The sequence below is a fragment of the Pseudobutyrivibrio sp. UC1225 genome (assembly GCF_900115215.1).
GTDB lineage: Bacteria > Bacillota > Clostridia > Lachnospirales > Lachnospiraceae > Pseudobutyrivibrio.
Map to the genome: position 1 here is coordinate 171,022 of NZ_FOVQ01000001.1, position 17,690 is coordinate 188,711.

Below are 17,690 nucleotides of genomic sequence, written 5' to 3' on the forward strand. Positions count from 1 at the left end.
GGGAGTTATGTGTCAATGAAAAATCGAGAGAGAATTATATCTCAGGTATTATTTATTTGTGTAGTTATTGTATTATTGCACGCCGTATTTATTTCTAAAGAAAAATGTGGATTGAACCTTGATGAGGCTATTTCATTCCAGTTTGCAAATGATGGTGTTATCCATATAGGTACTGTTTTAGATGTTATTCGCAATGGTTCTGTTTCTGATTATTCGGCTCAGCTCAAAAGTGATATATCAGGTATAAACACTTGGGTGAGTCATTCTGAAATTCTTGATGAATATACTGCATCAAAGAGTAGTAAATTTAATCTTTTTAGTGCGTATCTTATTAATGCGGGGGATGTGCATCCACCTTTCTATTATACGTGCTTGAATTTATTATCTTCTATATTTCCCAAATTTAGTATTTATACTATAGGTTTGATTATTAATATTTTTGCATTAATCGTCGCATGTATTTTCATGTACCTTATTGCGGTTAAGGTTTTTGGCAGTAGAGTGTTGGCTTTGATTTCTGCCATGTATTATGGCCTTAGCTTTGAATTTATAAACAGCGCTACTTTATTCAGAATGTATGCCTTACTTACCATGTGGTGTATCATGTTGGTTTATCTTTATATTTCATGGTATGAGTCTGGTTTCGATTTTAGCTCCAACATCTTTAGAAAAATCTGTGTAGTTGAGTTTATGGCTATGTTTACACAGTATTTTGCTCTATTTTATATTGTACCTTTATTTATCATTACAATTATTGTGATGTATATGAAAAAGGCATCTATTAAAAAGTACTTTATAGGAAATGTGGTTACTGGAGTGATTTATCTCATTGTATGGCCATTTTTCCTTATGCATGTAGTTTTCAGTGACAGAGGTCATGATGTCACAGGAAATCTTTCTGGTGGCAGTATTATCAGAAGAATATACAGTTACAGAACATCAGTTATAAAGGGAATGTTTGCTAATAACAATAAATTGTTCCTTTGCTTTATCCTTATATCAGTAATTGTTGTCATGTTCTATGCTTATAGCATGATTCACAGTCATAATATTAAGGAAAAGGTTGTATCAAAAAGAAATGTTATTTTGGTTTACAGCTTTGTGCCAGCGCTGTTCTATTTTTTTATTGCAGCATGCTCGGTGCCTTGGTTTGTAGATCGATATATCATGCCTGTTATGCCTATTTTTTCAATTATGATAGTATTTTTCATTTATAAGGCATTGATATTTATTATTAAGAATAAAAATATATGTGCTGTATTATTAACTTGTCTTGTTTTATTCATGTGTGGATACTGGCATCAAAATATTGAGCCATATTATATATATGATTCAGCTGACAGACTGGCATATAAAGCCACATGCAAAAATACTGATGCGATTGTTCTTGATGTTGATTACGAAGTTGTAAATTATGAGGTCGAGACAAATTTTGAACATCCAAACATCCTGGAGATGGATTCTAATCACATATCTGATATTGGATCCATGATTGATAAAAACGATGATTACACTCTCTATGTTCGAAAGGAAAAAATAGAAGATAGTGAGGTAGAAGACTATTTTGATTCATTAGGATACAAAATGGATGTGGTAGATTTTGATACTGACTTTTATAAAATTTATCAATTGCATCATTAAGCTCGTTATTTGCTTTTAATACTGATAACTGATAATCTATTCCTAGGTAGGGAGTAGATATGCTTAGATTTTTAATTGCTATTATTACAAACTTAAAAAATGGTCCTGCTTTTATAAGAACCATGCGAAAAATGACAAAACATCCAGAGAAATATTCTGAGAGAGATAAGTACGTATATGCGTTAAAGATTGTGCGTACTTTGATGAAAAGTGCCAGAATTTCTACCAAAATTTATGGAGTGGAGAATCTTCCGGAAGAGGGCGGTTATGTTATGTACCCTAATCATCAAGGAAAATATGATGTATTAGGCATTATGTACGGACATCGTAATCCCTGCACATTTGTCATGGATAAAGCCAAATCCTATGGATTTATGGTTAGAGAAATGGTGGATTTATTAGGTGCTAAAAGACTCATGCTGGATGATGTTCGTCAGAATATAGTTATCATGGATAAGATTACCAAGGAAGTTAAAGAAGGTAAGAGATACATTCTTTTTTCTGAAGGTGGATATGATAATAATGGAAATATAGTACAGCGTTTTAAGCCTGGCAGCTTTAAATGTGCCATGAGAGCAAAGGTCCCAATTATTCCGGTTACTCTAATTGATTCTTATATTGCCTTTAATAGTCTTAAGCCAGGACCTGTAAATACTAAGGTTATATTTGGTAAGCCTATTATGTATGAAGATTACAAAGACTTAAAAACACATGAGGTAGCAGATATAGTTCGTAGTACTATAATTTCTACCATGGAAGCGTACGGAGTATTTGATAATAGAAATAATTCGCCTGATTTGTTGACTTAATTATTATAGGATGTATTTTTATTGTCAAAAGCATATATATGTCTGTAAAACAACAAATGCTTAATGGTTTAGTAAATATTCATAAAAATTTCACAATTAAAAAAAATAACGTTTATAAATTAATCAATAGCTATAATTCTCAGTTTCAATTATACTAATATTACTGTGTTGTAAAAATTAATTAAGGAATTGAGAAATGAATGAAAGCTAGAAGATTTTTTACTATATTATGTATTTGTTGTTCTTTTTTTATGTTAGTTGGTTGTGGGGTAAAAGAAACTGCCAGTACTTTGTTACAGACAGACGATTTCAGATCTTTTAAATGGGGTGATCCTGGTTATTTAGTTCGCAAAGAAGAGACAGCTCAGATTATTTATGAGGGCGATGAAAGACTCATGTATTGGGACAAGTATTATGGATATGATTCTAATATCACATATTGTTTCAATGAAAATGAATTAAATAATGGTTACGTAAGCATTCAGTCTGATGAAGACAAAAATGTTACTTTTAAGAAAATCGAAAATGAACTTACCAAAGAATACGGTGAGCCTTATGATAAGACTAAGAATTCTATGAAGTTTAATTATAAGGATGATTCAGTGATATATCTTTCAAAAGATGGATTACAGGTTGCTGTTTTATATTCAATGAACTAAATAGTTTGCATTTACTTTTAAAATTAAGCGTAGCAGGGTAATAGCTGCTACGTATTTTGATATATCAATCTATCGGATAAATATCTGTTTTACCGATAGATATTGCTTTTTAAATCAATAATACTTATAATATACTTATAAGGCTCAGGCCCAGTAAAATCAACACTTAGGAGGATTTTTATTATGGGAAAAGACTCTGAATTCTATAAAAACAAATCTAGAGATCAAAAAATAAAATTACGTGAACTTGAAGCTCTGCTTCCAAAGCCTGCTCAGGATTATATTCTTTCTAAGGAACAAAATGCTCAGCCTAGTTCACTTATTTCTTATTGCTATGACCTGCTTACTTTTTTTCGATTTTTAGCTGACAAAAACCCTACTATTACAGGTAATGAGATCAAAAAAATTGATTATAAGCTTTTAGATAAGATTACTCCTGAAGATATTGAGGAATACAAACGTTATCTTGAGCTTAATACTATAGGTGAACAACATGAAAATGGTAAGAAGGCTATTGCACGTAAATTATCACCTTTAAGAGGCATGTATAAATATTTATTTCAAAGGGATTACATTTCAAAAGACCCAACACAGCTTGTAGATATGCCGACAATCAAAAAAGATAAAAATATTGTCCGTATGAATAATTATGAAGTTCAGGCTATTTTAGACGCTATAGACAACGGAAATGCTTTTACCTCTGAAAGGCAACGAAAATATAATCAAAAGACCAGAGGGCGTGATTTAGCCATATTAACGCTTATGTTAAATACTGGAATTCGTGTTAGTGAATGCAATGGATTAGATTTAACTGATGTTGATTTTAATGTTAATTCTTTAACAATTGTTAGAAAAGGTGGCGGTCAGGATATAATCTATTTCAACGATGAAGTTTCTCAGGTTTTGCAGGATTATGTTAATGGAGAACGTGAATATATTAATCCGGTAGATGGTCATGAATCTGCACTCTTCTATTCTTTACAGGGTAGAAGAATAAGCATTGATGCAATAGAAAATCTTGTTAAGAAATACGCTAAAATGGTAGTTCCTAACAAGAAAATCACACCTCATAAGCTTCGCAGTACCTATGGCACTGCTCTCTACCGTGAAACGGGCGATATTCGCCTTGTAGCAGATGTTTTAGGCCATGAAAATATTAATACTACTATTGATTATTACGCAGCCATTGAAGACGAACACAAACGTTTGGCACGTAATGCAGTTGATTTTAGAAGAAAAGATAATTAGGACATTTTTCTATATCTTTCCAGTAAATTTTCAAAATAAGCTGGTAATGGAGCATTTACCTCCACGTATTCGCTTGTGCTAGGCTGTATAAAGCCTAAGGTCTGTGCGTGGAGTGTCTGGCCCTCAAGTCCTTTTACAGGCTTACCATATACGTCATCTCCAAGAAGTGGATGGCCTGTGTGCGCCATATGAACACGTATCTGATGTGTTCGGCCGGTCTCCAGCTTAAACTGGACATAAGAATACCCCTTAAATTGCTCTAAAACGGTGAAATGAGTGATTGCTTCTCTTCCATCACTTACTACAGCCATCTTCTTCCTATCTTTAGGATTTCGGCCTATAGGGGCGTTTATAGTGCCAGTCTCTTCTTTGAAATTTCCAATTACTATTCCTTTATATATTCTATTAACAGAATGAACTTTAATTTGAGCCGCAATATCGTTATGCGCCTTATCGTTTTTACAAACGAGAAGGGAGCCTGTTGTGTTCATATCTATTCTATGAACTATTCCAGGTCTAATTTCACCATTAATTCCTGATAATGAATCCTTACAGTGATACATAAGAGCATTTACAAGTGTTCCTGAATAATGTCCTGGGGCAGGATGCACCACCATTCCCTTTGGCTTATTTACCACGATAACATCGGTATCTTCATATAAAATCTCGATCGGAATATCCTCTGGAAGAATATCTATTTCTTTTACTGGCTCAATGCTTACTACGATTTCATCACCAAGTTTTGTTTGGTACTTGGATTTAACCTGTTTTCCGTTCACTAAAACAAAGCCATTATCAATTGCTTTTTGATAATAGCTTCGTGATTTTTCAGGAAGATTTTCAGCTAGATATTTATCTATTCTAATATTTTCTTCCGAAGGTTCTTCAATTATGATTGTGATTTCATCCATATTATTTAAATAATAAGCGTTGCTTAATTTCCTCTAAATCCTCATCTTTATAATAAAAAATTATAACAAGAAATAAAGCTATAACGCTACATGTTACATAAATGTCTGCTACGTTAAATACAGGAAAATTGATCAATGAAAAATAAATAAAATCAACTACGTAATTATTTGAAACACGATCAATATAATTTCCAATGGCTCCTGCAATAACAAATATTATTATATAGTTTAAAAGTGTATACTTCTTGTTCTGTGGCATTCTTATAAGTACATAGGCAAGTAAAATTAAAAGAACAGGTGTGATAATAGCGAACAATACCTGTTTGCCTTCTAAAAGAGAAAATGCTGCACCAGTATTCTCTAGATAATGTAGCTGTAAAACGCCTGGAATAAGTATAATATCATCCTTATTCATTAAATGATTTATTGCCAAATACTTGGTGTACTGATCTAAAAAAATAGAAATCAGAATTAAAGCAAAACTGTATATTATGGATGTAATTTTGTTAACTTTATAAAACATTAATTTAGCACCTGATCTATTGCTTCAAGTAAATCCTCATCTGTGAAATCTAAATATGAAGATGCTTCGCCAATAGCCTTTAATATTGTAAATTTTATCTTTTTGCCAGTCATTTTTTTGTCGGATTTTGAGGCTTCAAGTATATCAGAAGCTGAAAGTCCAGAAACATTAATTGGCATATTATATAGTTTTAAGCAATTAATGATATCAAGGTATTGCTCCTCGGTAATATTGCCAAGCTTTTTAGAAAGGAAAGATGCACAAACCATTCCTATACCAACACATTGGCCGTGACCAAGTGAAAAATTGCTAAGCTTTTCGATGGCATGACCTAACGTGTGACCAAAATTAAGATAAGCTCTTATGCCTTTTTCTGTAGGATCAATTTCTACTACATGACGCTTTATATCACAGTTTTTCATAACCATATATGATAAAGCATCATATTCTCTAGCTTTTACTTTATCAATATTATCCTTTAACCACTGATAAAAGTCTTTGTCGGATATAAGTCCGTGCTTTATAACTTCGCCCATACCACAAGCAAAATTATCATCATCTAAAGTCTTTAAAGTACCAATATTCATATATACGAGTTTTGGCATTTTAAAGGCTCCAACCATATTTTTATATTGATTAAAATCAACTCCGGTTTTACCACCGACGGAACTGTCAACCTGTGATAATAAGGTAGTAGGCATTTGGATAAAATCGATTCCTCTAAGGAAGGTCGCAGCTGCAAAACCTGTAAGGTCACCTACAACACCACCGCCTAAGGCTACTAATAAAGAGCTGCGAGTGAATTTTTTTATTATTAGATGTTCATAAAGGAGACTAACTGTATCTAAATTCTTTGAGGCTTCACCTGCATCAAAGCTGAAAGAACAGACATTGTTACATATACTTTTAAAAATACTAACAACCTCTGCTAAATAAAGGCCTGCGACATTTGAATCAGAAACAACACAAATATTATCGTACTCTTTATTTAAATCAGATTTAAAAACTGAAGCAAGGTCAGAAAAATCCGGACGAAAATAGATGTTGTAACAAGGTTTATTCTCGTATTTCACGTTTAAGCAATCCATAATTCTAGTCTCCTAATTTAATAACTGTATTAAAAAAGCACCAGATTATTATCTGGTGCTAATTTTTTAAAATCCTGTCTGTATCCCTGTAAAATCAAAGGCATCAACGATTCCTGCTAAATCACCAGATAGCTCAACTCCTGCTGGTGTAATTATGAAGATATAATCTTCGATACGCTGTAAATTACCATCGATTGCGTAGCAGGTTCCGCATGTAAAATCTATAATTCGCTGTGCAACACCTAAGTCTAATCCCTTCATGTTAAGAAGGACTGTTCGCTCAGCTAAAAGTGTCTCTGAAATCTCGCGGGCATCCTCGAATGAAGATGGCTTAATAACACAAACTTCCATTACAGCTCCTTTCCCTTTATTTCTCATTGGCGTAATCTTTGGCGCTGGTTTAGAAGCTCTAGTCTCCCTGTCAGAAGGCTTGTTCAAAACTGGACGCTTTTCTTCCTCATCTTTTTTTGAAAACTTATTGAAGAAAGATTCTTTCTCTTCTTCTTCGTAAAGTTCTTCGTCCTCATAGTCATCATAGTCATCACTAAGATGCATTGCGTCAAGCATTCTTTCAAACATAACATTACTCCTCAAAATTAGATATTATAATTTCTTTCTCCAAAAATGGCTGTACCCACGCGAACATGAGTAGCACCCTCTTCTATAGCAACTTCAAAATCATTTGTCATTCCCATAGATAAAATTTTCATATCTACATTATCGATGTTTTTATTAGCTATGTCAACCGATAAATCCTTTATTTTGTGAAAAATTGGACGATTTTCTTCTGGAACCACAACATTTGGTGCTATTGTCATTAAGCCCATTATACGAACAGCATCAAGATGTGAAATCTCCTCACATAACTGAACTGCTTCTTCCATTTTAACACCAAACTTTGTAGCCTCATTTGCTGCGTTTACTTCAATAAGGATTGGCACAATTACTCCATGTTTCTTGGCCTGAATATTAATCTCTTCAGCAAGTCGATAGCTGTCTACTGAATGAATAAGTTTTACTTTATCAACAATATACTTTACCTTATTTCTCTGAAGATGTCCGATTAGGTGCCAATCAATATCCTCTGGCATTTCAGGAATCTTTCCTGTGAGCTCCTGTACCTTGTTCTCTCCAAAACTGCGGATGCCACAGTCATAAATGACCTGTAAATCTTCGACGGGTTTTGTTTTGCTTACTGCTATAAGAGTAACATCTTCTCGATTTCTTCCGGCTCTTTTACAAGCATCTGCTACACGTTGTTCAACATTAGTTAAATTCTCTTTTAATTCTTCCACTCTCATTATATTACCTCGTTAATTAATTTATGATTGAATTTTCCTCTACTTCGTCACCCTGTAATACGATATGGTCATACATGGAAATTCCATAGTTTGTTCCTGTCTCTATGATTGAGTAGTCGTTATTTTGGTATAATATCTCAATTTGTTTAAATACTGCGTAACCTTTATTTACGTTGTATACGCCTTTTAATTTATCCATATCTGTACCTACTACATAGGTTTCGTTAGAATTAGGCTTACATAGTACATCGCCTCGGGAAAGCACTTCATTATCTACATAAAAATAATCATCAGTTTCATAGTAAATTGTAGGACTTACATACTCACTGGAGCTTTCAGTCTTTCTAAGAAATCCTGCTTCATCATCATTACTTCCTCGCATTTCATAAGACTTTGGAATGGTATAAAAGGATTTTTGTACTATTGATGAATTAGGAATTTTTAATCCTGAAATATTATTATTTATAAGCTTTATGTGGACATATCTGCTTTCGGCGTATCGATCCATGGAATCATCAAGGGATAAAATCAAATAATATTTCCCCGCTTTTTCTGTAAAAGATAAGGATGTCCAGGTTTCTGTTTCATCTTCCAAGAATTTTATTTTTATATATGATTCACTTTGAAGAGAATCGTATAGTGTTTTATCGACTTCACATATCAGATTCCAGTGATCAGACGTAATTAACTTATAAACTGGCTGACCTGCAACAACCGTTTCCTGAGATTTTAAATTAGTTGCTGCATATTTTGACATGTCAAAAGAATCTGAAATAAAGGAATCGATTGTAAGATTCTCAAGACCGTCAATTGAGTATACTATAAGTCCAGGTTGCGGACTTGAATATATATTAAAAGTACCACTTGCAATAGCTGATTGTACAGAATCATTCATTGCTTCCATAGCAGATACTGTATAAAGCTGTTGAACCTGAGATTCTAATTCATTTTTAAATGAATATAGCTTGTTGTAGGTGATATTTGAATAATCAAAAGAGTAAGTTGATATGCTGTTTTGAAGCTTTTGATAATCATCTTCATCAAGACTTACGTCTACAGATTGAGAAGAACTTTTTAATGACGAAAGAATCTCTCCGGATAAATCTAATGCATAGACTTGTGACTTCGCTCCTACCTTAGTGTAATTTTCGGCTAAGTACAGGATATCACCATTAGTGTCTGCGTTAATAATTTGTTCCTGTCGGATTGCCAGTGCATTGTATTCAAGATTTGAAGATATAGAACCTTGTGAAACCTCGTAAACAGTGATATTTGCTTCTGTAATATAGGTAAGCAAATGAAAAAGCATGTAAATAAACATAACACCTATAGTAATGAAGCCAATAGATATATGATATTGCTTAGGATATTTAATTATTTTTTCATCCTTCTTTTTGCGCATTTAAATATATAGTACTCCTGCTACAATTTAAAAGGGCACGTTTCCGTGCCCCATTATTTTTGATTTTATAAAGATATAACTATCTTGCCTTTGGCATCCTCAGGTAAATCTTTTTCATTCCTACTAACAGACAAAACAAATTTAACATCAAACATGTTGCAAATCTTATCAAGCTTATTAAGGGCAACTGTAATACCTTCATTTGTGTCAATATTTGATACTGTAAGAAAACTGTCTAAGAAGACCTCTTGGATATCAGAGTTCTGAGATAAAACTCCACTTAAGAAACCTAAAAATTCATCAGAAGAATCGATTGGATAATCCCCCATGTTAATCAAACGAATCTTTGAATCTAACTCATACATATGTTTTGTATTCTTGTCGATGTAAACAATGGATCCATCCACCTTCTGGATATCACTGTTTACCTTATCAAGTAAATACTTTGTCTTGCCCTTGCCCTTCTCGCCTGAAATAATCTCCACCATGTCAAAATACCTCCCTTAAGTAATATTTATAGTTCTCCTTCTCGTTCCGGATTAACTATTTTTTTGTTATATACATTCTAACATAATGTGTAGAAAACCTAAATAACAAAAACAAGATTTATTCAAAAAATATACACATATAAAATACAATATATAGAACAATTGTAAGTTAAAACCGGAAAATTCAGAAAACTAAATACAATACTTGCTGAGTATTTCGTTCATAAGTAGATATAAATTACTACGGCAATCAGCATTAAATACAATGGAAATAATCTTATCCTGCTCTTCGTTCTCTGATAAAAGAACCAAACAATATCCGGCAGCACCAGTAGTACCGGTCTTACCGCCTAATATGTTAAAGCCTGCAGGTTTTTTGATCTTACCATTTTGATACTGATTTGTTGTAGCCCATTCAACCGTCTTTGCTTTTCCACCGCTGGTATAATTTGCAGTATAGGTATTTGCAGTGAAAATATTGTAAAAATCTGGGTTCTCAATGGCTGCATTGAGTATCAAATACATATCATATACAGTTGTGTAATGATTTTCATCGTGCAATCCGTTTGGAGTAACAAAATGTGAATTTGTAGCTCCAAGAGATTTTGCTGTCTCATTCATAAGATCAGCAAAGGTTTCGGTGTCTCCACTAATCCCCTCTGCTATAGCTATAGCTGCATCATTTCCAGAACGAAGCATTAAACCATATAGTAAATCTCTTAATGAAATTATGTCTCCCTCTTTTAAGTTAATTACAGAGGAATCACTGGCCTGTTTAACGGCATTGGCACTTACCGTGTAATAGTCATCCAAATTTCCTTTGAGACATGCTATATATGCTGTGAGAATCTTTGTAGTGGATGCAGGATAAAGCTTCTCATGCACTGATTGTGCGTATACTGTAGATTGCTTAGTAATGTTAAAGGCACCAGCGCCTGATGCAACTTGTGAATCTACATTAGAAGTACCTAAATCATCAGTGTTCGTAACACAAAGCTTCTTCGCGTATAATTCAACATCTGAGGTAGCTCCGTTTTGGGTTAACCCATATTCAAAGGATGTATCGTATAAATTGTATTTTGTGACATCCTCCTGCTCACTTTTGCATGCAGTAAGTGAAAGAGACATTGATGCTATAAGCACGAAAGATAAAAGTTTATTTATACATTTCACGCCACTCAAGATCTCCTCTATCTAATGACTTAATAAGCAGCTCTGCTGTCGCCAAATTAGTGGCTAGTGGAATATTGTGAGCATCACAAAGTCTTACAATATTGTTTACATCAGGCTCATGGGATTTAACAGTAAGAGGATCTCTCAGAAAGATAACCAAATCGATTTCGTTCTGTTCAATCTGTGCTCCTAACTGCTGTGTACCACCAAGGTGTCCAGCTAAATATTTGTGTACAGAAAGATTTGTTACCTCTTCAACTAGTCTGCCAGTAGTTCCTGTTGCAAAAATTTCATTTTTGCTAAGAATTCCTCTGTAAGCAATGCAGAAATTCTGCATAAGCTTCTTTTTGGAATCATGAGCTACTAATCCAATGTTCATTTAAAATAGCCTCCCATTATTATTTTTTGACTGTATGCCAACATTTAAAACAATACCTATTCCAAAGTAAACGGTAACAAGCGATGTTAGTCCATAGCTTACGAAAGGAAGAGGCAAACCGGTATTTGGCATCAATCCGGTGACTACGCAAATATTAACAAAGCTTTGGAAACCAATAAGTGTGGCCATACCAACACAGATAAGCTTTCCGGAAACGTCCTTTGCTCTTTTTGCGATTAGTAATATTTCTATTGTGATAAAAAATATTAAGATTATAACTAAAGCTGAACCTACAAATCCTAATTCCTCTCCTGCTACTGCGAAGATAAAATCAGTATGAGGCTCTGAAATATAATTACCATTTTTTACAGAATCAAAGGAATCATTTCCCAGGCCCTTACCAAGTAACTGACCTGAACCAATGGCCATAATGGAATTCTGCTGCTGATATGCTCCCTGAGGATATTTCTCAGGCTTAAGCCATGCAAGGATACGACCGCCTTGATATTCTTTCAAAATCGTCTGACCGTCCTGTACGACTAGTAAAAGCAAAATGATAATTGATGGGACTGTAATGCCTAAAACTATAGCGACAAGTTTATAACTTAATCCCACTACAAACATCATAACACAAATTATCATCATTGTGACTATAGTAGTGGATAAATCTGGCTCTTTTTCTATTAAAAATAACGGAAATGCAGATAAAAGTATTGTTAAACCTAATATTTTAGGTTTATTAATGTCTTCTTCATGCATCATTAAAAACCACGAAAAGAATAAAATTAAAAGAATTTTGCCAAGCTCGGAAGGCTGGAAGCGCACACCTACATCAATCCATCTGGTGGCACCACCTGCTTCATCACCGAATAAAAGCACGGCTATTAGCAAGGCAATAACTAATCCGTAGTAAATCCAATGAAAATGAAGAATAAAATCATAATCAATTAGTGTCATTACACTCATAACAATAACACCAAGAATCATACCAATAATTTGCTTTTGTTGGTTTGATTCATTGGCACTTCCGATTACAAAAATACCAATAATTGTAAGTGTAATAACTGCAAGTATTAATTTTATATCCAGATTTTTAAATCTATAATTATGAAACATTTATTTTATCCTTTTTAATAAACCACTGCTAAGAGGCTCGGCCAAAAGCTCATGGTTCCATACCGATATACCTATTGGCTCTTCTTTAGAACGTCTTACTCGAAGAGACCATTTTTCCTGAAGCTTAATTTCGCCTGTAACCGTTCCAATATGGATATCCTTTGAATTAAGCTCTCCAGCTACAATGTAGCAGCCTGTATTATCAGGGTATCCTGCGTGACAGCTACCATCCAGACTACCGAGAACAATAATATTGCCCTTTGCTCTTACACTTGCCTTGGATTTTACATCACCAAGTATAATAAGGCTGGAATCTGATGTAATCTCATCAGTTTTGGTGACACTGCCTCTGATGATTTTTGCATTCTCAAATATTTCATCAGTATAAAATCTATCGATTTCACCAAGCATTCTTGTGTCTTTATACTGATTGTTTTCGTTGAGAAGAATGATTTTTATTTTTGAATTAAGCTCGATTGCCTGAATGATAACGAGACCTTCTTCTGTACTAATCTCTCGACCAAAGGTTTCGAGAATCATAGAAGTCTCGCCAAAGAAATCTGCTGAAGTAGCAAATTTCTCGCAGATGGCTCTCACCAAATCTTCAAATGGTATTGTGGCATCAAGCTGTAACGATAAACCGTATTTATTACTTTTTAATACTACAGGATCGTTAGCCAAAACGTACCTCCTAAATTGTAATTATGTATTAATCAGTAACTTCGTTTCCTGAATTAGATACTGAAGTAGCCTCACCGCTAAGAAGCTCTTCTGTAGAAGAAACTCCAAAGTAATAAGACATAATATCCTTTGAAACAGCCGCTGCATTATGAGAGGTATAACCGTAAGCGATACGTGTTGCAAGGGCTATTTCTGGATTGTTATAAGGCGCAAACCCAATAAATAAAGCGTGGTTAGGTCTGCTTTTTACCTGCTGAGCTGTACCAGTCTTACCTGCTACTGGAACAGAGAAATTATTGAAGGAAGAAAGTGATTCTGTAACCATTTTCATACCATAATGGATTGCATCCCACTGTCCAGCATTAAGAACATCAATTTGATTTCTAACACTAGGCTTATAGCTTTCAACTACATTTCCTTCTGAATCCCTTACGCTGTCAAGTAAAGTAAGATTATATACAGTTCCTCTGCTGGCAATTGCTGTAGCATAACGCGCCAAACCAACTGTTGTATAGTTGTTATCAGACTGACCGATGGCTGCCATGACAGGATATTCTGTGGCAATATGAGGAGAATTCTCTTCTATCTCCACACCTGTTGTTTCATCCAAACCATAAAGTGATGCGTACTTAGATATTTTTTCAATACCCTTTACATCATCGTAGGCACCATCGCCTCCCGATAATCTCCAACCTACTTCATAGAAGAAGTAGTTACATGAATCTCTGATAGCTTCAGAAACATTGATACTACCGTGGTTGCTTGGGTAAATCCAACACTTAGGATTATTAGAAACCTTTGTATATTGACCAAGATCCACGATTTCTGAAGTTGTTGTAATAACGTTTTCAGCTAAACCTGCTGTAGAACTAACAATCTTAAAGGTAGAACCAGGAGCTGTTCTCTGCTGTGTAGCGTAGTTATAAAGAGGATTAGCTGCGCTATTTGTAAGATAAGCATAGTAATCTGAATCTACAGAGTTAGCAAGTCTGTTATTGTCGTAGCCTGGGTAAGTAACCATAGCTAAAACTTCACCAGTCTTTACATCTAAGATTACAGTTGAACCAGAACAAGGATCCAATGCAAGCTGACCTGGTGTAAGCTCAAGATTTTTGATCTTTGAAAGCATAAACTCGTAAGCAGAAATACGACCGCTTTTAAGCATGCTATAGGTTTCAGCATCTTCCTTTAACACACCCTGATCATAAAGAATAATACAAAGCTGTGTTCCTGATATTCCATCATCTAAAAGAAGATATTTATAAATTAAATTTTGGAAAGATTTATCCTGAGAAATATACTCGAGAGTATAATTAATCAGGTCATTATAAAGCTCTTCAGTATCAGCATATTTAGCTTCACTTTCGTACTTAGTAATATCTATCCAATTCTGCTCAATAGCATATAGCAGGTACTTGTTTACTGCCATATTCTCAGATGTCCAGTTTTCCTGAACCTCAGATGAGCTATCAATAGCAGAAGAATCAAATATACCAAGACTTTTAAGCTTTGTAACAATAAAAGTAGAATATGCCTGATATTCATCGGGTAAATCCTTGTAAACTACTTCATTACCAAACTTCAATTGAGTTTTAAGGTTAGCTAATACTTCCTTTTCCTTTATCTTGTATGCTGCTAAAACTGCCTTTTCAGTATCCGTCGCTTTTTCATCAGAGAAGGCTGTTGTATCAATGATGCCATTGGCAATTAATGAATTGTAAACATCATAAATTGGTACAACTACATCAGAAGAAGAAGCGTTTTCAGAGGCATGATATTGCTTAATATTGGCAATCTTTGAATATAAGATACCTGCAATCTCCTGCTCCAAAAGTGTGTAGGTAGCCTTTTGTAAATCCATATCGATTGAAAGATATACATCGTTTCCAGATACTGCTGGTGTGTAATCGCCTTCAGCAATTGTATTACCTACACTGTCTACGAATAAGGTTTCAGCACCTTTTGTACCAGAGAGATAATCATCCATATATTTTTCGATACCAGATTTACCGACAATATCTGTTGCCTCCACAGAATCATCTTTTGCTGAACGAGTTTTGTATTCGTCAGTAGAAATCTGTCCTGTATAGCCTATGATATGAGCAAAATATTCACTGTTTTTGTAGCGTCTAAGAGACTTCTGTTCTATTGCTACGCCTGTAAGCTCATTAACATTTTCCTCTATGTAAGCCACTGATTTTTCGGATATATCAGAGGCAATTACCGTTGAGATATATTTTTGATAGGAATTTTGTCCCATATTATAGCGGACTACCATTATCTCATATCTGAGCTTTTGGTTATATTCATCAGAGATGTTATATACTCTCTCACCCTGCAGATAATTGATAATATCATCAGCAGTGGCATTAGCTTCATCGATTCCCAGTTTTTCATTATATTCAAGGTCATCAATACTTGTTTTGCCAAAAACATCAGCACGAAAACGCTGAAGTGCACTGCCTGAATACATGAATTGATAACTGTTGGATGAATCTATATAGATAGGGAAATTGTTGTCAATTTCATCTCCGTTTGCTTGAAGTTTTGTAATTATTTCTGCGATTTCTGAATTAAGAGACTCGCTTTTCACTTTTTTGTTGGAATACGAGCCATTATCCTGAATAGTAACAGCATAAACTAATTCGTTATAAGCCAAAAGATTTCCATTGCGATCATAGATATTACCTCTGGTTGCAGGAATCGTCTCTGTTTTTTCAAGCTTCAAATTATAGTTGTCCTGATATTCGCTACCATTGATAATCTGCAAATAAAAAAGACGTGAAATAAGAACAGCAGCAAAAATACCCATTACTACTGAAACCACGCGAATACGTGAAGAAAATGCATTTACAAAAAAGTCCTTAATAATTTCCAATTCTATCAGAACCTTTCTTTTCTAATTTTTCTAGCCAGTTATTAATGTTCAATATTATGTAATATACAAAAATTGACACGAGCAGAGTATAAACTACCTCAGGTAAAATAATATTCATAAGATAAAATGAAAAATTGTACTGAGATTTTATAGCGTAGAGTGCTAAATAAGAAAATACTCCATAAATAAAGTCGCTGGTGCCAATAAGAATCAGAGGCAACTTTAAGTCGTCTCCGAAAAACTGCTTTTTAAATAGACCATTTAAAAGGCCAATATACATATATACTAGAGCATAAAATCCAAATAAAGTACCTGAAAAAATATCAAGCAGAAGTCCTGTGCAAAAGCCAACAGTGATACCGTGGCGTCTACCCTTCATAAATCCGTAGGTAGCTACAACACATATAAGAATATTTGGAGTTACTCCTGCAAGTCTATATCGTGAAAAAATACTTGTTTGAAGTAAAAAACAAACATATATCACAAGTGCAATTACCAATATTTTCTTTAAATATTGTTTGAATTTACTCACTCTTATAGGACTCCTTTAATTGCTTGATTACAAGTACTTCTGATAAATGCTTAAAATCAACTACAGGAGTAATTGTTCCCGATTTCGAAAGGTCGTTTTCATCCTTGTTAACCTCTGAAACATATCCAATAAGGATACCAGGAAGATATTTATCAGAAATATTTGAGGTGACTACCATGTCACCAATTGCAACCTTATCAGCACTATCATCAAGATTAGAAAATGTAATAAGGTTGTTTAAGGTCATTTTTTCAAGAGAACCAGAAACGATACAATTGTCTTCTGTGGAAGAAATTGTGGCACTAACATTTGCAGTGTCATCGATTATTGCTCTAACAACTGCATAAGAATCGCCAACGGATGAAACAATACCTACTAAACCACCATCCGCAATAACGTTCATATTGACCTTAATGCCGTCCTTTGTTCCCTTGTCTATTGTGAAGGTGTTAAACCAGTTTGAAGTGCTCTTTCCGATGATACGCGCACCTGTTGTGTCGTAATCATAATAGCTTTGATCAAGCTCATATAGCTTTTGAAGCTCGTCCAATTCATCGAGCTTAAGCTGCATGTTGCTGATTTTTGAATTTAATTCTTCAACCTCTGCCTGTAAAGCTTCGTTTTCAGATACAAGCTCTTTTCTTGTCTTTGTGTCTGCTGAAGATATAGCTATAGTGCTGCCAATATAATCAATACCTTTTTGCATAGGAATGAAAATATGGTTGGCTATTGTCTCCAAGGGACCACCTGAAAAGCCAGTTGAATAACTAAAAAACAAAAGCATTATACAAATAATAGATAAGATGGTGAGCAAATATTTACTTGGAATACCACCATTTGCTTTTCTTTGTCTCATATTAC

18 protein-coding genes are annotated in these 17,690 nt (G+C 34.2%); 4 read left to right on the forward strand and 14 right to left on the reverse strand.

Annotated features, from left to right (window positions below; all coding sequences use genetic code 11):
* The first annotated feature begins 15 nt into the window (after positions 1-15).
* From BMZ41_RS00885 to BMZ41_RS00900, 4 genes are all read left to right on the forward strand, one after another.
* Positions 16-1,641, forward strand: coding sequence for a glycosyltransferase family protein (locus BMZ41_RS00885; protein ID WP_090526411.1), 1,626 nt, complete (start codon positions 16-18; stop codon positions 1,639-1,641).
* Positions 1,642-1,700: 59 nt separating this feature from the next.
* A complete protein-coding gene (locus BMZ41_RS00890; RefSeq protein ID WP_090526412.1) occupies positions 1,701-2,450 on the forward strand; it encodes a lysophospholipid acyltransferase family protein in 750 nt (249 codons plus the stop codon).
* A gap of 290 nt (positions 2,451-2,740) precedes the next feature.
* Positions 2,741-3,109 carry a hypothetical protein gene (locus BMZ41_RS00895; protein ID WP_143071312.1) on the forward strand — a complete coding sequence of 123 codons (369 nt, stop codon included), beginning with the start codon at positions 2,741-2,743 and terminating at the stop codon, positions 3,107-3,109.
* Between the two features lie 183 nt (positions 3,110-3,292).
* A complete protein-coding gene (locus BMZ41_RS00900; RefSeq protein ID WP_090166490.1) occupies positions 3,293-4,357 on the forward strand; it encodes a tyrosine-type recombinase/integrase in 1,065 nt (354 codons plus the stop codon).
* On the opposite strand, the gene BMZ41_RS00905 is transcribed toward BMZ41_RS00900, so the two are convergent.
* The 14 genes from BMZ41_RS00905 to mreC all read right to left on the reverse strand — a co-directional run bounded on the left by BMZ41_RS00905 (position 4,354) and on the right by mreC (position 17,685).
* Complete coding sequence (locus BMZ41_RS00905) at positions 4,354-5,268, reverse strand: RluA family pseudouridine synthase (RefSeq protein ID WP_090526415.1); 915 nt, start codon at positions 5,266-5,268, stop codon at positions 4,354-4,356. The genes BMZ41_RS00900 and BMZ41_RS00905 overlap by 4 nt on opposite strands.
* A 1-nt stretch (position 5,269) precedes the next feature.
* On the reverse strand, positions 5,270-5,791 hold the full coding sequence (gene lspA / locus BMZ41_RS00910; RefSeq protein ID WP_090166486.1) for a signal peptidase II: 522 nt from the start codon (positions 5,789-5,791) through the stop codon (positions 5,270-5,272).
* Entirely contained in the window at positions 5,791-6,879 is a 1,089-nt protein-coding gene (gene aroB, locus BMZ41_RS00915) for a 3-dehydroquinate synthase (protein ID WP_242870610.1), read from the reverse strand. The genes lspA and aroB overlap by 1 nt, the downstream gene beginning before the upstream one ends.
* A gap of 66 nt (positions 6,880-6,945) precedes the next feature.
* Positions 6,946-7,458: a cell division protein SepF gene (locus tag BMZ41_RS00920; protein ID WP_090166482.1), complete on the reverse strand. Its 513-nt coding sequence runs from the start codon at positions 7,456-7,458 to the stop codon at positions 6,946-6,948.
* Positions 7,459-7,475: 17 nt separating this feature from the next.
* Positions 7,476-8,180, reverse strand: a complete 705-nt coding sequence (locus tag BMZ41_RS00925; protein ID WP_090526417.1) for a YggS family pyridoxal phosphate-dependent enzyme — start codon at positions 8,178-8,180, stop codon at positions 7,476-7,478.
* 16 nt (positions 8,181-8,196) lie between these two features.
* On the reverse strand, positions 8,197-9,582 hold the full coding sequence (locus BMZ41_RS00930; protein ID WP_090166478.1) for a biotin/lipoyl attachment domain-containing protein: 1,386 nt from the start codon (positions 9,580-9,582) through the stop codon (positions 8,197-8,199).
* A 65-nt stretch (positions 9,583-9,647) separates the two neighbouring features.
* Positions 9,648-10,070 (reverse strand): twitching motility protein PilT, encoded by a 423-nt coding sequence (locus tag BMZ41_RS00935; protein ID WP_090166476.1) that lies wholly within the window; start codon positions 10,068-10,070, stop codon positions 9,648-9,650.
* Positions 10,071-10,262: 192 nt separating this feature from the next.
* Positions 10,263-11,243: a D-alanyl-D-alanine carboxypeptidase family protein gene (locus BMZ41_RS00940; protein WP_242941997.1), complete on the reverse strand. Its 981-nt coding sequence runs from the start codon at positions 11,241-11,243 to the stop codon at positions 10,263-10,265.
* Positions 11,227-11,622 carry a methylglyoxal synthase gene (locus BMZ41_RS00945; RefSeq protein WP_028247062.1) on the reverse strand — a complete coding sequence of 132 codons (396 nt, stop codon included), beginning with the start codon at positions 11,620-11,622 and terminating at the stop codon, positions 11,227-11,229. Before BMZ41_RS00945 ends, BMZ41_RS00940 begins: the two co-directional genes overlap by 17 nt.
* Entirely contained in the window at positions 11,623-12,738 is a 1,116-nt protein-coding gene (locus BMZ41_RS00950) for an FtsW/RodA/SpoVE family cell cycle protein (RefSeq protein ID WP_090526419.1), read from the reverse strand.
* Positions 12,739-13,419 (reverse strand): septum site-determining protein MinC, encoded by a 681-nt coding sequence (locus BMZ41_RS00955; RefSeq protein ID WP_090166472.1) that lies wholly within the window; start codon positions 13,417-13,419, stop codon positions 12,739-12,741. It abuts the gene before it with no gap.
* A gap of 28 nt (positions 13,420-13,447) precedes the next feature.
* On the reverse strand, positions 13,448-16,297 hold the full coding sequence (locus BMZ41_RS00960) for a penicillin-binding transpeptidase domain-containing protein (protein WP_090166470.1): 2,850 nt from the start codon (positions 16,295-16,297) through the stop codon (positions 13,448-13,450).
* Positions 16,284-16,829, reverse strand: coding sequence for a rod shape-determining protein MreD (gene mreD, locus BMZ41_RS00965; protein WP_090166467.1), 546 nt, complete (start codon positions 16,827-16,829; stop codon positions 16,284-16,286). The genes BMZ41_RS00960 and mreD overlap by 14 nt, the downstream gene beginning before the upstream one ends.
* Complete coding sequence (mreC, locus tag BMZ41_RS00970; protein WP_242870608.1) at positions 16,822-17,685, reverse strand: rod shape-determining protein MreC; 864 nt, start codon at positions 17,683-17,685, stop codon at positions 16,822-16,824. The genes mreD and mreC overlap by 8 nt, the downstream gene beginning before the upstream one ends.
* Positions 17,686-17,690: the final 5 nt, after the last annotated feature.

Coding starts and splice junctions, on each gene's coding strand:
- BMZ41_RS00885 (WP_090526411.1), top strand. CDS start 16: ATGAAAAATCGAGAGAGAATTATATCTCAGGTATTATTTATTTGTGTA.
- BMZ41_RS00890 (WP_090526412.1), top strand. CDS start 1,701: ATGCTTAGATTTTTAATTGCTATTATTACAAACTTAAAAAATGGTCCT.
- BMZ41_RS00900 (WP_090166490.1), top strand. CDS start 3,293: ATGGGAAAAGACTCTGAATTCTATAAAAACAAATCTAGAGATCAAAAA.
- BMZ41_RS00905 (WP_090526415.1), bottom strand. CDS start 5,268: ATGGATGAAATCACAATCATAATTGAAGAACCTTCGGAAGAAAATATT.
- lspA (WP_090166486.1), bottom strand. CDS start 5,791: ATGTTTTATAAAGTTAACAAAATTACATCCATAATATACAGTTTTGCT.
- aroB (WP_242870610.1), bottom strand. CDS start 6,879: ATGGATTGCTTAAACGTGAAATACGAGAATAAACCTTGTTACAACATC.
- BMZ41_RS00920 (WP_090166482.1), bottom strand. CDS start 7,458: ATGTTTGAAAGAATGCTTGACGCAATGCATCTTAGTGATGACTATGAT.
- BMZ41_RS00925 (WP_090526417.1), bottom strand. CDS start 8,180: ATGAGAGTGGAAGAATTAAAAGAGAATTTAACTAATGTTGAACAACGT.
- BMZ41_RS00930 (WP_090166478.1), bottom strand. CDS start 9,582: ATGCGCAAAAAGAAGGATGAAAAAATAATTAAATATCCTAAGCAATAT.
- BMZ41_RS00935 (WP_090166476.1), bottom strand. CDS start 10,070: ATGGTGGAGATTATTTCAGGCGAGAAGGGCAAGGGCAAGACAAAGTAT.
- BMZ41_RS00945 (WP_028247062.1), bottom strand. CDS start 11,622: ATGAACATTGGATTAGTAGCTCATGATTCCAAAAAGAAGCTTATGCAG.
- BMZ41_RS00950 (WP_090526419.1), bottom strand. CDS start 12,738: ATGTTTCATAATTATAGATTTAAAAATCTGGATATAAAATTAATACTT.
- mreC (WP_242870608.1), bottom strand. CDS start 17,685: ATGAGACAAAGAAAAGCAAATGGTGGTATTCCAAGTAAATATTTGCTC.